Raw genomic sequence first — 14,350 nt, 5'->3', positions numbered from 1 at the left:
TATGTCTGCAGTGTGTTACTGTTACTGATAAAGCGCGCGCTCAAGCTCTTGAAGCGCGGCCTGGTATTGGGCGCGACCGCCAAAGGCGGTAATTATCTCGACCGGTGACCCCAGCTGGTCGATCGGCGCCAAGCGCAACACCTCGGGCTGTTCGATGTTCGCAATCCCGTCGTCGGCGTACTTGTCGAGCAGCGCTTGCAACACCTTTCTGGCCTTGTCACTGTACTTGCCAAACGCGTCGCGCTTTTTCACCTGCTCAGCGCGTTCCCGCCGGGTCAAAGGCTTCTGCCCGAAGGCGATATGACAGATCAGGTCGAACGGGTCGAGATCCTTACCGACCTCCCTGGCCAGTTCATCGAACAGGATGCCGTGTTCCTCGAGCTCGGCGACAATCGCCTGCTTCCGATCGGCGCCACTCCACGCCTGCAGGAACGCATCGAGCGAGACAAAGCGCTTGCCAATCTGGATCCGCGTGAAGTCACGCAGTGATTCGGTGATCAGCCTGCCGTCCGGTGCCAGATACTGGACGCGCTCATTGACGACGTACACGGGCACCTCATCGATGACATACCGGACCCGGCCAGCACCCGGCTCATCCGGTCCGGGCGGCAAAGGCTCATCATGCCCGTCGGGGCCGGCCGCCGGCTCGCTGTCTTCTTCGGGCGGAACAACGGATCCATCCGGCTCCGGCTCGAAAACCACTACGGGGTCACCGTCGAAGGCCGGATCCGCGAACAACTCCGTCGCCTTTTTAAAGTCGAGGATGGTAAACCAAAGCTTGCCGTGCTCCTCGTCGATCCGGGTGCCGCGTCCGATGATCTGCTTGAACTCGGTCATCGAGTTGATCGTGCGGTCCAGCACCACCAGCTTGCAGGTCTTCGCGTCCACGCCGGTCGTCATCAGCCGCGACGTCGTGGCGATCACCGGATAGGGCTTGCGGGGATTGATGAAGTTGTCCAGCTCGAGCTTGCCCTCGGCGTTGTCTCCAGTGATCTGCATCACGTACTTCGGGTTCGCACCAGCCAGATCGGCATTGGCGTTGATGAGCGCCTGCCGCATCCGTGCCGCATGGTCAATGTCCTCGCAGAACACGATGGTCTTGGCCATCCGATCGGTCGCGCGTAGGAACTCGGTGATGCGTCTGGCGACAATTTCATCGCGGCGGGTCAGTACCAACGACCGGTTCATGTCGGACTGGTTGTAGATCCGGTCCTCGACCAGTTGCCCCAGCGTGTCGACCATTCCGCTGACCGGTCGCCAGCCCAGATCCTTGTCGAGGTCGACACGGATCACCTTGTACGGCGCGAGAAAACCGTCCTCGATGCCCCGCCGCAGCGTGTACGTATAGACCGGCTCACCGAAGTAGGTGATGTTCGACACTTCAGTCGTTTCCTTCGGCGTAGCCGTCAGGCCAAGATGAGTGGCTGAACTGAAGTAGTCGAGGATCTCCCGCCACGCCGAGTCCTCGGCCGCGCTGCCGCGATGACATTCGTCAATCACCACCAGATCAAAAAACTCCGGACTGAACTGGCGGTAGATGTTCTGAACCTCCTCGGTCCCAGTCACAGCCTGATAAAGCGATAGGTAGATCTCGAACGACTTGTCGACCGTGCGATTCTCGATCTTCGTCATCGCCCCGCCAAACGGCTTGAAATCGTTCGTCTTGGTCTGGTCCACCAGGATGTTGCGGTCGGCCAAGAACAGGATCCGCTTGGCGGCCCGCGCCTTCCACAGTCGCCAGATGATCTGGAAGGCGGTGTAGGTCTTGCCTGTTCCGGTGGCCATCACCAGCAGGATGCGCCGCTGGCCCTTGGTGACCGCCTCGATCGCGCGGTTCACCGCGTTCAGCTGGTAATAGCGTGCCGGCTTGCCGGGGTAGTAGTCCTGTGTGTAGAGCGGTTCCGCCTCCGGGGCGATTCCCTTCCAAGCGAGATAGCGCCGCCAGAGCTCCGACGGCGACGGAAATTCGTCCATCCCGATCTCACGCTCCAGTACGCCGTCCTGCAGCGTCCTGTCATGCCACAAGAACCCGTCGCCATTGCTGGAAAACGCGAACGGCACGTCGAGCATCTCCGCGTAGGCCAGGGCCTGCTGGATCCCATCGCGCACCGTGTGATTGTTGTCCTTCGCCTCTACGACCGCGAGAGGGATGCCGGGCTTAAGGTACAGCACATAGTCGGCTCGCCGGATCGTCTTTTCGTCGCGATGAGCCTTATTTCCGCGCACTACGACCCGTCCGCTCGTCAGCGCTACCTCCTCGCGGATCTGCGTTTGAAGGTCCCAACCAGCGTTGGCCAGCGCCGGCGAAATGAATTTGCTGCAAATGTCCCGTTCTGAGAATATTTTTTTGTTCATTTGGGGTCATTTCCGTGGCCAATAGCGCAATCATATGGACAATCGCCCGCATTGTACGCCCCTCAAGCGCCGCCCCGAAACGCTGAACAGTGAGACCAAAGAGTACCGTTTTGGCAATTCGGGCCCACAGAGATTCACAATCCGTTGCGCGCAGCACTCGGGCTGTTTTTGGTGAGCGTTTCCGGGAAGTGCGCGTCGCGCTCGGGCGCACAGCGGGCGCGTCCCTGGCTTACTACCCTGCTGACCGCGCATGCATCCGGATCCCACTCGGCTGCGCCTTTTGTACCGCTCCACACTCAAGAGTGGATACCCTGTCACGCCGGGCAGTGATCTGGGAGAATACTCATCGCATGAATACAGATCGGGGGTATCTGGACTCGCTCGCCAAACTTTCACATCTGCCGGACCAACATTCAAAGCGCATAGAGGCACGTCTGCCGTACGGCGCATGCCGACTGGCGAAGCCTGCCTACTAACTACAAAGGATCGTGCGTGAAGCCTTTTTCTAGATCAGTCATCGAGCTGTTCGATGGCAAGAAACGTTATGTCATTCCGATGTTCCAACGACAGTATGTGTGGAGCGAGCAGAAACAGCTTCCTCGGCTTTGGGAAGATATAAAAGGGAAAGCGGAACAACGATTGGCCAATAGATCAACGATGCCACACTTTCTCGGTGCCGCCGTCATCGCGCAAATCAAGACGTTCGGAAATGAGGTGCAAGCATACGACGTCATTGATGGCCAGCAGCGGTTAACCACATTCCAGATCCTTTTGACCGCCTTTCGGGATGTTGCGGCCTCAAAAGAGTCGGAATACGCCGACGAGTTGGCAAAGTACATCATCAACGACGGAATAATGAAAGACAAGGCCGTGGAAAGATTCAAACTGTGGCCTACCCAAGTCGATCGTGCTCAGATCAGAGCACTCGCTGATTCCGGTTCCCTAGCAGCCGTTCGCGTTAAAGAAGCGAATGAGCTCGGAGAGCGAAAGACCGGCGTTAAGCCGAACATGATCGCGGCATATCGCTACTTCTACGACCGGATTTCCGGATTTGTCAACGAGCCTTATGACCAATCCGCCTCTGAAGAACGGATTCAAGCATTGTTCCAGTCGCTGAAGAACGATCTTGCCCTCGTCTCGATCGAACTTGAGGGCGATGACGATCCACAGGTCATCTTCGAGACTCTGAACGGTTTCAACGAGCCGCTGTTACCGACTGATCTGATGCGTAATTTTGTCTTCCAACGCGCTTACAGAGAAGAACGCGGCGATGACGACAAAACACCGGAGCAACTTTACGATCAGTACTGGCTGCCATTCGATCGGCATTTTTGGAAACGGGAGGAAAAACAAGGTCGTCTTAAGCGGCCGAGGATCGACATTTTTTTCCAGCATTTTCTCGCAATGAAGCGGGCCAGTGAGATCAACGTTGGTCGTCTCTATTATGAATATCGGGACTGGATCCTGAATGAAAAGCCCTATCGAAGAATCGAAGAGGAGCTACAGGACGCAGAGGCGTTCGCGGGTGTTTATCGTAAACTCCTGACGCCTGAAATTGAATCGGATCTAAGCGAATTCGCGGCAATGCTCAACGTCTTTGACGTTAAGACCATCTCCCCGTTGATGCTATTTCTTTGCGGAGAGGCCAAGCTGCCTAGCCTCCAACTGCAACAAGCTTTGTCGATGCTCGAATCGTACCTCGTCCGACGGGCTATCTGTGGCCTTACGACCAAGAACTACAACCACTTTTTCCTTCAATTGGTCCAGGCACTGCGTGGAACAGATGGCGTAGTCGAAAAATTGACACTGCAACTGCGTGAAGCCGGCGCCGATGCAACGTTATGGCCCGATGACGCAACGTTCAGCAGCGCCTGGATGTCCCGCCCGCTTTATTCGGAATTGTCGTCGATTCGCTTGCAATACATTATGAAGCGTATTGAGCAGGCGAAGCGAAAAGCCAAGAACGAGGACATCACGATTCATTCGGCGCTAACCGTGGAACATGTGATGCCCGTCGCATGGTGGACCCACTGGCCGCTATCCGACGGCCGGATGTCGAAAAGTCCAACCGACCGTATGCTGGACGGCTTGAACGGTATTGTCGACGACGACGCCGCCGCTCGGGATAAGGTCATCCATACTATGGGAAATCTGACGATGTTGACCGCATCAATGAACTCATCACTTCAGAATGCCCCATACGTAGAGAAACGCCCTGAGATTCTTAGACACTCAGCTCTTTCACTGAACCGAGAGTTCCATGACTTCGATATCTGGGATGAAGGACTCATCGATCGGCGCGGCCGGGCCCTGTTTGCGCTTGCTCTGAAAATCTGGCCGCGAAACGAAGGACCGGTTGCATAGCCAGCAATTCAAGGAAGAACGGCTTTGCGCAAGCGCTGGGCCGTTCGCGCCCATAACGACGGAAGAACGACTCCGCTGATCCTATCGTTGACGTTGAAGGCTTGCAGACAATAGCAGCACATTAAGCTCCTGATCGTTGTAGCCACATCCGGCTTCGCGCTTACGCGCGCGCGGCGTGCCCGCACCGCCGGTGCGTGTACCAATTTTCAACTGGGTCAGGTTGAACAGGAAGGCAAGCTCGGTGCGGTCGGTATTAAGCCGGCCGGCAAGTCCTGAGCAGATGGAATTGTTGAGCATTCGTGCGCAAGTAACCCGCCTGATGATGGAGCGCGAAATCCCCGAAAATGCGACGTCAACAGACGATCAATCTGTTGTTCGACACGCCCGGCGCCTTTTACAGGCGAGGGTTTTCGGGATATGCGCGTCAATCCCGGGCGCGGGTCGGGCACTCGTCGCTTCCAACGGTTTTCGGATAACATCAAGCATCGCCCGAGAGCGATGCGGCCGAGTACGAATCCAAGGACTAGAAAAATGAAAAGATCGAGGTTACCGATTGTTTTTGCGCTGCTCCTGTTGACGGGTTGCGATGGAAAGTTGGACAAAATCAACGATTGCATAGCCGGGAAGGAAAAGCCGGTACCACTCCAAAAAGCGATAGAAGTCGTAAAGGCGGCCGGATTGGAGGTTCGACAACCCGAGCCAGCCAAAGCAAACGAGCCAACGCCGCCTCGTCAATTCGTGCTTCTGTGTGTCACAACGGTCCAAGGACAACGACTCACTCAATCCCTTTCTGTTGACCTGGATGCCAGAACCGTAAACGGCGCATCTGCTGATATCACGCCCGACCAAATCAAATGGTCGACGCCCGAGCGCAATCCCTACAACGGAACGCAGACTAAGGACGTACATAGTCTGAATCGCCTTAACGGTGACTATCGCTCATATACCGAAGGAGCTATATACGCGGCTCCGCCGCCGACGTATGGGTGTACAACCGCGCCCAAACCTGCCTTTTGATCGACGCACTGAACGAAACCGCCTCGCCTCAACGGCCGGCGTTCGCTCCGCTATCGCGCGCACGAAAAGAGGTACCCAAAGCCTTCAGAGCTGGATAGCATGTCGATGCGATAACAACAAAACGGGGTTCCGCATGGTGTACGGCAAAATGGCTTTCGGCGCGATTGCTCTAACCGCGGCATTGCTCGCCGGCGCGAATGCAGCCAGTGCGCGCGAGATCGCGATCTTCCCGGGCAATGGGAATCTGGATCCGACCGTGCTCACCAACGAGCAATGCACGCGTGGAAAGCCCGCCGACGGCATGCGAGCGATCGTCCAGCTGCGCGGCCGGGGAGACTTCGAGTCCTGCTGGCACAGGACGGATCGGACGCCATCGGGCCTCAAGAGCATCAGCGGGGAAAAGCGCGTTATCGTCGTCTGCGCCCGCGCCTACGGCAAGCGCGACGGCTTTCTCACCAACGACTGCCGCTGGATCGATCAGCATTACTTCCTGGATCCCGCGACGGTGCCTCGTAGCGCCTTCGACTGACTTGATCGCGTGCGGGGCCTGCGTTGCCATAGGCGCATGTCGCCTGCTATCTGTTCCCGGCTTGCGTTCCCCGCCACGCGGTCGGCGTCGAGTCGCCGAAAACCATGCCAAACTGCGCATTGAGATCTCGAAGCCGGCTAATGATCCGCATCGCGCATTCCCTGCTCTCCTTTCCGATCTCCTCCACAATCGCATCGAACATAGACTGCATGCGCTGTTGATCGTAGACGGATTCCGAGAGATCAATGATCATGCGCAGGGTGTCAACGCGCATACGCGCGGAATCCTTCATAACGATTGGATTTTTCAGTTTTCTGACTCCGTCCGGCCCCGTCGTCGTCGAAAATTCCCGCATGAGTTTCGCGTCCTCCTGGAGATCGACCAGCGTCTCCTTGAAGAACTTTGCGGCATCCCGCGCGATCGCCGGCCTCTCGGCAACCACGCCGGGCGATAGGTCACCCGGCGACGGCACCAGCCGCGCCACCTCAGCAGTCAACTGCTCCGCAGCGGGCCTGCCTGCCGCGTAGCGCGCATCGCCAATGGCATCGCCCACCCATCTCGACCACGTGGACGCCGCCACATGCAGGAAGTCTTCACGCGCCTTCTTTGGCCCCTCTACGTGCCCCATCCGCTTCGTGCACGAACGGATGTGATCGATCGCATGCGCGCGATCTGCGTTTGCCTTTCGCCCCATTCCGCTATCCCACAATTTAATGGTTAGATTGTGCGATCACGACGCCGCAAGCCTTGTCGGGCGGACCTCTCGAGCAAACCATTTCGCAAATAAGAGCTCATAATTTGCGGCGCGCGTTACTCAAACATGGTTAATGCACGTCGCACGGGTTTGGGCTACGATGGCGACATCGCTGAGACAACAGCGATCGAGATTGGCGTCTCGAACAGCAAAGGCGGACAACCGCCGCCGGCGGTATTTTTTCGTCCGCACATCGAGCTCCTATGGCTGGGACTTGGTGAGGGAGCGCTTGCGCTCGCCGGTTCCTTTGCTCCGGTACGCCAACCTCGCCATGCTCCCGGCCACCACGATTGGCGTCGTGGACCGGGTGACCTCACCCAGCAAAGGACTCCTCATCATGCGTCACACTGTCACCGCACCCATATTCAACGCAGGCACTCCCGCCGCTCCTGGTGTCTATCGCACGTTGCGCGGCAAGCAAACGCGCGCGACTCTTAGCTACTGGGATGGAAAGGCCTGGCACTGGGACGAATTCAACCAGCAGGCCGCGCGCGAGGCACGCTATGTGTCCAACTTCCAACACCGCGCCTGGGCGCCTCTCGAGATCCATTGATTCGGGCTTCCGGGCCGGCCTCAACAACTCTGACGCCGGCCATCAGTCGACTTGAAGACGCCGCCGGGATATATCAAACCCCGGGCGCCCGCATATATCAAACCCCGATCAAAAATATCCGCGTCGGGGTTTGACATATTTTCACGCCGGTCAGCCTTCCCCGTTGAGCGCTCTTTTGGCCCGCGCGATCACCTGCTCGAGTACACCTCGCTCCGCAATCAGCGCCTCATACGCCGAGCGCTCCTCGTCCCCGCCCGATAGCGCCGCCACGCGCGCCGGCTCGATCAGCAGATTGACCTGTTCGAGCCGTTCCGTTGCACGTGCAAGGATCCGCAGCTCTGCCTCATCGCACTGATATGCCAGCGCGGCCAGCTCGCCAAGAACTTTTCGGATGTGGTCTGCGTTAGCTTGCATAACGCCGCTACCTCTAATTTTGCCTGTCATGACCGCCATCACGCACAGGTCATGGATCTGGTCATAAGCTCAAACCCTTGTCCAGCTTATGTTTGCGGTCCCCTTATGACTATTATGACCATTATGACCGGTATAGATAGATATAGAGAGACATTTGTTGCTTTCATTCCGTGAGTACTGGTGGATGCTTATATATATCTATCTTTCGGAAAAATCAGTCAGAGTGGTCATGTCGGTCATAACGCCTCGCAAAGCCTTATCTGGCAAGCCTTTGAGTCATGACCGTCGCCAAGGCGGCCGGGCATGACTTGATAAACCGGTCATGAAAAAGCCCGCGCACATGCGCGGGCTGATAGGAAGCGGATCGCAGGTCGACCGCTAATCGGTGATGATCATGTTGAGCGGAAACCCGATGCAATGCCGGCTATTTTGATTGCCGAAGGACTTCTTGACTCGCCTCTCTCTGCCGGATTTCTCGTCGTATTCCTTTGGCATGAAGTTCCCCGGTACCTGCGCGAGAAGCCCCTCGAATCCTGACGCGATCGGAGTACCGCGAAGCAATTCGTCCCGCGTAGGAAACGCCCCACCAGTACCGATATATACGAAGCCCTTGTCAGCATGCGCGTTCACACCATGCTGGGCCAGAATCGTACGCGCCTCGGCTTTGCCGACATGCAACGGCGTGTCTTCGTCGACTCTGTCGAGTGCGACGCGCACGAGATCATAGAGCGTTGCTTGTTCGCTATGGACCTTGACCGGCAACCCGAAGAACGTGGTCAGTGTAGTGTTTTCCACCTGGGCAGGATCATCCTCATCGAAACGATCCGACCATTCGAAGCCGTCGATCATCTGCTCCGCATCCGATCGCGAGGCAGGCTCACGCGTCAGGAGTGCCCACGCGCCAGCCAGCAGCGTGCCGTACTGGTCACCGTCGCGCTGCGAGCCGAAACGCGTCGCGGCGACTTCCGTGAACACTTCGATGTTTTTTTGGATCACGGGGAGCAGCGTCAGCGCGCGGCGCATGAGACGCGCGGCGATCGTCGGATCGCGCTTGATCTCATACAGTTCGGCTTTGAGCGCCTTCCACGATTCAGCCGCGTTTGCTTCGTCGCGCTTAGGACGCAGAGAGAGTACGGCGAGACGCTCGTCGTCGGCCTGATGCTTGATCGCGACCTGGATCGACGCGAGGCAGAACATGGAGCGGATATGGAACGACATGGACTCGCCGCCCGCCGTGCCCTTGAGCGTTTGCGCTTCCGACTCCGTCGACGCCTGGCGGATCAGCGACAGCACATTCTGGATCCGGCGGATGTCGCCCTCCTCGTTCGATTCGGACTCGTCGAACAGCACCGGCCGCGCGTCCCCCTTCAGTTTCTGGCGGATACCCGCCTCCGATGAATTGCCCTGCGCGAACAGGTCATAGCCGTTCATCAACGGATGCACGAACTCATTGAGCACCGTCGACTTCCCGCAGCCTGCGCCGCCCGTCAGCCACACGTGCGGGCGCCAGCGCAGCGCACCGCACAGCGGCGCCAGCATAACGAAGCCAGCGAGCAGTGCCGCCGAGCCCGGCTTTGTCCAGCGAAACCGCCTCGCGATGTTGAAGATGCGCGCGCCGTCTTCATCCGACAGCACCTCATCGGCCGGACGCGGCAGCGCGATATCCAGCTCGTACACGTAGCGCGAGACTATGTCGGTAACGCCGGTGCGCACGCCATCGACTGATAAACAATCGCCGTGATGGAGCACGACACGGACTTGATCGATCCATGCGCCCCGGCCACGGGTGCGCCCGTTGTCGTAGATGTCGAGCGCCTTGCAGTTCTGCACGAGGAAGTTTAGTGCCGCGTCCTTGTTGACCGCGTTCTCCTTCCCTTTCGGAAAGTGCATTTCCCACCAGTTAAGCGGGGCGAGATCGATCAGACCCGACATCGATCCAGCTTCGCGACTGGTGAACGACTTGATCTGCCCACGCGCCTTGTCGAACGCGTAAAAGTCATTCCGGTTATAGCCGAGCAGCTTGAAATACGAGTTGTCGACCAGATCAGCATATTCGTCGTCAGCCCCTTCGCTCGCCTGCGGCTGCCCCTCCAACGCCACATTCGCAGCCGACTGCGCCTGCCCGAGCACCTCCTGCGTCTTGTCGACCGCCCACTGCGCTAGCGGCGCTTCGAGCTCTTCGTCATCCTCATCGACAGCCGGCGCTGACGCCTGCTCGATTGCTTCGCGCACGGCGTCAACACCTTCGAGCATCGCCAGATCATTGAAATCCGTCGGCCGCCGATCGTCGTGCGATGCGTCGAACTGCGGCACCGCCAACTTTCCGTGAAACGCCGCGGCAGCGGCGCACGCCGACTTCAAACCTGGATTCCCGGCCGTCCATCGATCGTTGTCCGCACAGAACACCAAAATCGCCTCCCGCAGTTTGTCCATCGTGCGAAGAGCGGCCGCGACAGGCTCGAGATTGCCGGCCGAGAGAGCCCCCACGACTGCGTGCTTCGTCGCGATGTGCAGTGACACCGCCGTTGCGAAGCCCTCGCAGATTAAGACGACGGGCTTGCCGTCTACCGATTGAGGCTGTCCGATGGTGAAGAAGTTGCCACGCAGCTGGCCGCCTGGAGAGAAATCCTTGCTGCGGCCAAGAAAGTTGTCGGAGCCGTCAAAGATCGCCTGCAGCATACGGGTCTCGCCCGCCGCATCACGAATGCGGATCAACAACGCGTTTTCGATCGTGCGCACTTCACCCGTCGTCGGGTCGCGCCGCGCCCATGTGCCGACGCGCGCACCGCACGGTGCGATCCTTTTGCAGACCAGGTAGGGGTGGCCGTCAACGCCACACTCAAGTGCGTCGCCCCACTGGCGTTTGGCAGATTCCGCGACCTTCGCCTGCCGCTCAGCGGCCTTCAGCGCCTCGGCGGCCTGCCGCTTGGCGCGATCACGGTTGCGTCGGATGAGTTCCTCTGCAGACGGCGCTTCACCGGATATTTGCGGACTCCAACCGCCGTCGCGGGCCAGACGTGCAATCGTTGCGAACGTCTTTGGATTGCTGCTCGACGTGCCTTTGATGGAACGCCACGTCACCCGCGTGCCGTGATGATCGTATCGGTCGGGATCGACGACGCCTTGTGACCACGAGTCGAACAGATCGAAGGCCGCATCGCCGAATTCGTTATAGAGTGCCGCGCCGATACCGAACCACTCGTTGCGGTCGCAATCCGGCGAGACGTATATCAGTGCGTCGCGCGCTTCCTCGAGCGTCGCCGGTGCAAACGGCCGCTGGGTTCGTTCGACAATCGCCTGCGGAGTCTCATTCATGAGCAGCCCCCGAATCGACGATGTCAAGATATTTTCGATAAAAATTAGTTGTGCGAACGTGACGCCACACGAGCCATGCTGTAAAATCCATCACTGTAGATTCCAAAGCCGGTGTCCCGCGTCCAACGGGCCCGGCTTTCTTATTTGCCGGGGAAACACCGGAGATTAAACACTGCGGCATGAGCCGCCCTGCTGGCCCCAGCTGGTAGGCCGATGTCGCGATCCTACCGGCGCCACCCGTGAAGCGATAGCCGTTGACGCCAGGCCGCGAAGGTGTCTGATTCGTGACAAACGCCGCCAAAGCCTTGCCCGACGGACACCCGGCCATCACGACGCCCGATCAAACTTTCTTGCACTGGCGGGTTAACGACCCGCATCAGCGTTGACCGTCACCGCGCCGTGCATACGCCGAGCGCCGGCGATCGCCCAGTAGGTCGAGCCGACGGTATATTTCGCGTTGCCCGTCCTCAATCTGCCGTTCGGCAAAGACGTCGGCGACAGCGCGGCGCAGTAACTCGAGCGAGGCGCTACCGAAGAGCACAAACCGGCTACAGCACGCTTCAAACCGAGCGGCATCGAAACAGCCAATGCCGGTGTGCTGCGCCACCTTCAAAAGCACCATCACCAGCTCGAACGGGTTTGCGCAATCTATCGCCTTGCCTTTGGCACACACGGTAACGCGCCCCGGCGTCCGGCTGTCCCAAAAGGCTCGCAGGCCCTGCTGCTTCTCCGTCGGCACGTCGCATGGCGGATCCCATTCAATGCCCCGCTCGTCGGATCGAAAGGATTCCCAGCCCATCGCGGTGAACCACGGGTCAATCATTCCAGCCGCGACCTCGTTGACGTCGTCAGCGCTGACCGTCGCCGGATCGAAGTCAGGTGCCGGGTTGAACCAGTTGAAATTGGTCATCAGATTTGCGCCACAATAGAAATATCGTTTTTTAACATCCCAAAACTGCCGGTCACCCACCCGTGCACGATGCGCTCGAGCTCGCCTAGGTCGCGACGCTCCGCCTCGAAGTCGTCCGCAGACCGCCAGCTTCGTCGTGGCGCATAACGTTGCTCGTCGCGCTCGTTATCCCCTTCGAGATCGTCCGCCTCGGTCATGCGCGGCACCTGCGCCAGTTCAACGCGCACAAGCGGCGACCGATCGACGGGCATACCAGCGAGCCAAGAGCGTACATCGGACGCGAGCCATAGGCGCGTACCGCGCGGCGTCAGCGTGAATGGTCGAGGCAGCTCGTTCCGCTTGTCCATTCCCGCGAGCACGCCCGGCGAGACCTCCAGAGCGCGTCGAATGTCGCCAATGGACATCACTCGCAACGGATCGAGGTCCGTCATGGGATCTCCTGGCGTACGGCCGGCTGCGCCGTCGTATCGCTGGATCATCACGTCGTCATCAAGCTCCGTCACTTCGCCGCCCCTTTCGCGCGACGCGCTGCGAGCCATGCGCGGATATCAGACAGCATCCACGTCGCCGCGCGGCCGCCGAGCTTAACCTGTGCCGGAAATTCGCCGGACTTCACCATCTGGCGGATTTTCGTGGCACCGATGCCGGTCATCGTCTTGACCTCGTCGTATTTGAGAACCCGATCGTCCTGATTCATGAGCAGCCCCGCTGCGGTGGTTTTGTTGCTCGCATTCTGTTTGTCACGACCTGATTTCGACCTAGCGTTTTTGTGCGATGGCTGGCGTGCGCGTGCGATGGGTGCGCGTACGAAAACGACCGGTTGCGTACACGGACTCTCATCCATGTACGAAAAATAGTCACATAATATTTCGTACGCGCTCTATAATTCGCACTCCTATTTCGTACACTCAGGAGTCGCCGATGTCCCGGATCTTCATCTACGCGCGCGTGTCCACCGTCGACCAGACCACCGACAACCAGCTTCGCGAGATCGAGGCGGCCGGCTTCTCTGTCGACAAGCGCCGGATCGTCACCGAAAGCATTTCGGGTTCCGTCGCCGCTGCCGAACGTCCAGGTTTCGCCAAGCTGCTCGATCGCCTCGAGGATGGCGATGTGCTGATCGTCACGAAACTCGATCGGCTCGGGCGCAACGCGATGGACGTCCGCGCGACCGTCGAGCGACTGGCGGAGATGGGCGTGCGAGTGCACTGCCTCGCACTTGGCGGAGTAGACCTGACCAGCGCCGCCGGCAAGATGACGATGGGCGTCCTCGGCGCCGTCGCTGAGTTCGAACGCGACCTGCTGATCGAGCGCACACAGGCAGGACTCGCGCGCGCGAAATCCGAGGGAAAGGCTATGGGGCGTCCGTCCGCGCTTACACAAGCGCAACAGGCCGAAGCGCGCCAGAAATTGGCGGCAGGAGTGTCAGTCGCCCAACTCGCGCGCGACTACAATACGACGCGCCAGACGATCATGCGCGTGCGCCAGAAGGCGATCACCGCGTGAGCCAAACCCGATCTTGGAGGAGTTGTCGATGACCGTGAAATGTCCGCCGCTGTATTCAGTTTGGGAGAACGACAAAGGCGCGAAAATCTTTGTCGAGCACATCTACGACGAAGCAACCGATCTGGAGGCCGAGCTCGAAGAAGGCGATGATCCGCTGTTCTTCGTGACGGTAATCCCCTACGCTGACCGCAACGACATGGATGCGATCGCCGACGAGCTCGACATGGAACAGTGGGCCGATCTCGTTCGCGTCGACGGAATCAGGCAAACCGGAATCGAGCCGCCGGCCTCAGATTGATAGCGAACAACTGCGACGTGCCGGACGAATTAATCACACGGGTTTGCCCCGCTAGAAACGATCAGCGCCTCTGATCACAATCGTCCTGGCGCTCTCGTCACGTCGAGCGCTCATCTTCTCGAAAGACATCCTTTCACCGCCATCAGTTGATGGCGCTTTTTTTCCGCGCTCTCGACCGTACAACGCGTTTTTGCAACGCTACCCGCTGCGCCCGAACTGCGCCCGACGAATGGCGTGCCCCCCGAGACGCCCGACACACGCGGCGCACACGCCTCGAACAACAGATTTTCGCACTGTTGGTTTTTTCTTTTAAAAACAATGAGTTGAATCAGATC

At 58.9% G+C, this 14,350-nt stretch carries 13 protein-coding genes; 5 read left to right on the top strand and 8 right to left on the bottom strand.

Translation table 11 applies throughout. From position 1 onward, the window contains the following. Positions 1-21 precede the first annotated feature (21 nt). Positions 22-2,355, bottom strand: coding sequence for an EcoAI/FtnUII family type I restriction enzme subunit R (hsdR, locus tag AB4Y32_RS24025; protein WP_368723723.1), 2,334 nt, complete (start codon positions 2,353-2,355; stop codon positions 22-24). A 492-nt stretch (positions 2,356-2,847) separates the two neighbouring features. Between hsdR and AB4Y32_RS24020 the strand changes: the two genes are divergently transcribed. Next, positions 2,848-4,719 (top strand): DUF262 domain-containing protein, encoded by a 1,872-nt coding sequence (locus AB4Y32_RS24020; protein WP_368723722.1) that lies wholly within the window; start codon positions 2,848-2,850, stop codon positions 4,717-4,719. An 81-nt stretch (positions 4,720-4,800) separates the two neighbouring features. Here the strand turns inward: AB4Y32_RS24020 and AB4Y32_RS24015 are convergent, their stop codons facing one another. Further along, a complete protein-coding gene (locus AB4Y32_RS24015) occupies positions 4,801-5,016 on the bottom strand; it encodes a hypothetical protein (protein WP_368723721.1) in 216 nt (71 codons plus the stop codon). 853 nt (positions 5,017-5,869) lie between these two features. Here AB4Y32_RS24015 and AB4Y32_RS24010 point away from each other — a divergent pair. Then, a complete protein-coding gene (locus AB4Y32_RS24010; RefSeq protein ID WP_368723720.1) occupies positions 5,870-6,265 on the top strand; it encodes a hypothetical protein in 396 nt (131 codons plus the stop codon). Positions 6,266-6,311: 46 nt separating this feature from the next. Here AB4Y32_RS24010 and AB4Y32_RS24005 read toward each other — a convergent pair whose 3' ends face one another. Then, the gene (locus tag AB4Y32_RS24005; RefSeq protein WP_368723719.1) at positions 6,312-6,959 is read right to left on the bottom strand and encodes a hypothetical protein; all 648 of its coding nucleotides are present in this window, start codon (positions 6,957-6,959) and stop codon (positions 6,312-6,314) included. A gap of 397 nt (positions 6,960-7,356) precedes the next feature. Here AB4Y32_RS24005 and AB4Y32_RS24000 point away from each other — a divergent pair, with 397 nt between their 5' ends. Then, a complete protein-coding gene (locus tag AB4Y32_RS24000) occupies positions 7,357-7,572 on the top strand; it encodes a hypothetical protein (RefSeq protein ID WP_368723718.1) in 216 nt (71 codons plus the stop codon). Between the two features lie 150 nt (positions 7,573-7,722). Here the strand turns inward: AB4Y32_RS24000 and AB4Y32_RS23995 are convergent, their stop codons facing one another. The 5 genes from AB4Y32_RS23995 to AB4Y32_RS23975 all read right to left on the bottom strand — a co-directional run bounded on the left by AB4Y32_RS23995 (position 7,723) and on the right by AB4Y32_RS23975 (position 12,908). Then, on the bottom strand, positions 7,723-8,016 hold the full coding sequence (locus AB4Y32_RS23995; RefSeq protein ID WP_368723717.1) for a hypothetical protein: 294 nt from the start codon (positions 8,014-8,016) through the stop codon (positions 7,723-7,725). A gap of 348 nt (positions 8,017-8,364) precedes the next feature. Next, entirely contained in the window at positions 8,365-11,328 is a 2,964-nt protein-coding gene (locus AB4Y32_RS23990; protein WP_368723716.1) for a PriCT-2 domain-containing protein, read from the bottom strand. 349 nt (positions 11,329-11,677) lie between these two features. Beyond that, positions 11,678-12,211 carry a hypothetical protein gene (locus tag AB4Y32_RS23985; RefSeq protein ID WP_368723715.1) on the bottom strand — a complete coding sequence of 178 codons (534 nt, stop codon included), beginning with the start codon at positions 12,209-12,211 and terminating at the stop codon, positions 11,678-11,680. Then, positions 12,211-12,642, bottom strand: coding sequence for a helix-turn-helix transcriptional regulator (locus AB4Y32_RS23980; RefSeq protein ID WP_368723714.1), 432 nt, complete (start codon positions 12,640-12,642; stop codon positions 12,211-12,213). Before AB4Y32_RS23980 ends, AB4Y32_RS23985 begins: the two co-directional genes overlap by 1 nt. A gap of 68 nt (positions 12,643-12,710) precedes the next feature. Continuing rightward, positions 12,711-12,908 carry a helix-turn-helix transcriptional regulator gene (locus AB4Y32_RS23975; RefSeq protein ID WP_368723713.1) on the bottom strand — a complete coding sequence of 66 codons (198 nt, stop codon included), beginning with the start codon at positions 12,906-12,908 and terminating at the stop codon, positions 12,711-12,713. A gap of 224 nt (positions 12,909-13,132) precedes the next feature. Here AB4Y32_RS23975 and AB4Y32_RS23970 point away from each other — a divergent pair, with 224 nt between their 5' ends. Together AB4Y32_RS23970 and AB4Y32_RS23965 are read left to right on the top strand one after the other, a co-directional pair. Further along, a complete protein-coding gene (locus tag AB4Y32_RS23970; RefSeq protein WP_368723712.1) occupies positions 13,133-13,717 on the top strand; it encodes a recombinase family protein in 585 nt (194 codons plus the stop codon). A gap of 22 nt (positions 13,718-13,739) precedes the next feature. Further along, positions 13,740-14,015: a hypothetical protein gene (locus AB4Y32_RS23965; RefSeq protein ID WP_368723711.1), complete on the top strand. Its 276-nt coding sequence runs from the start codon at positions 13,740-13,742 to the stop codon at positions 14,013-14,015. Positions 14,016-14,350 lie beyond the last annotated feature (335 nt).

Origin of the sequence: Paraburkholderia phymatum (assembly GCF_040965635.1) — a bacterium.
In the GTDB taxonomy this organism is placed as follows: domain Bacteria; phylum Pseudomonadota; class Gammaproteobacteria; order Burkholderiales; family Burkholderiaceae; genus Paraburkholderia; species Paraburkholderia phymatum_B.
Note: the sequence above shows the minus strand (reverse complement) of the source record. Positions and strands in the feature narration are given on the sequence as shown.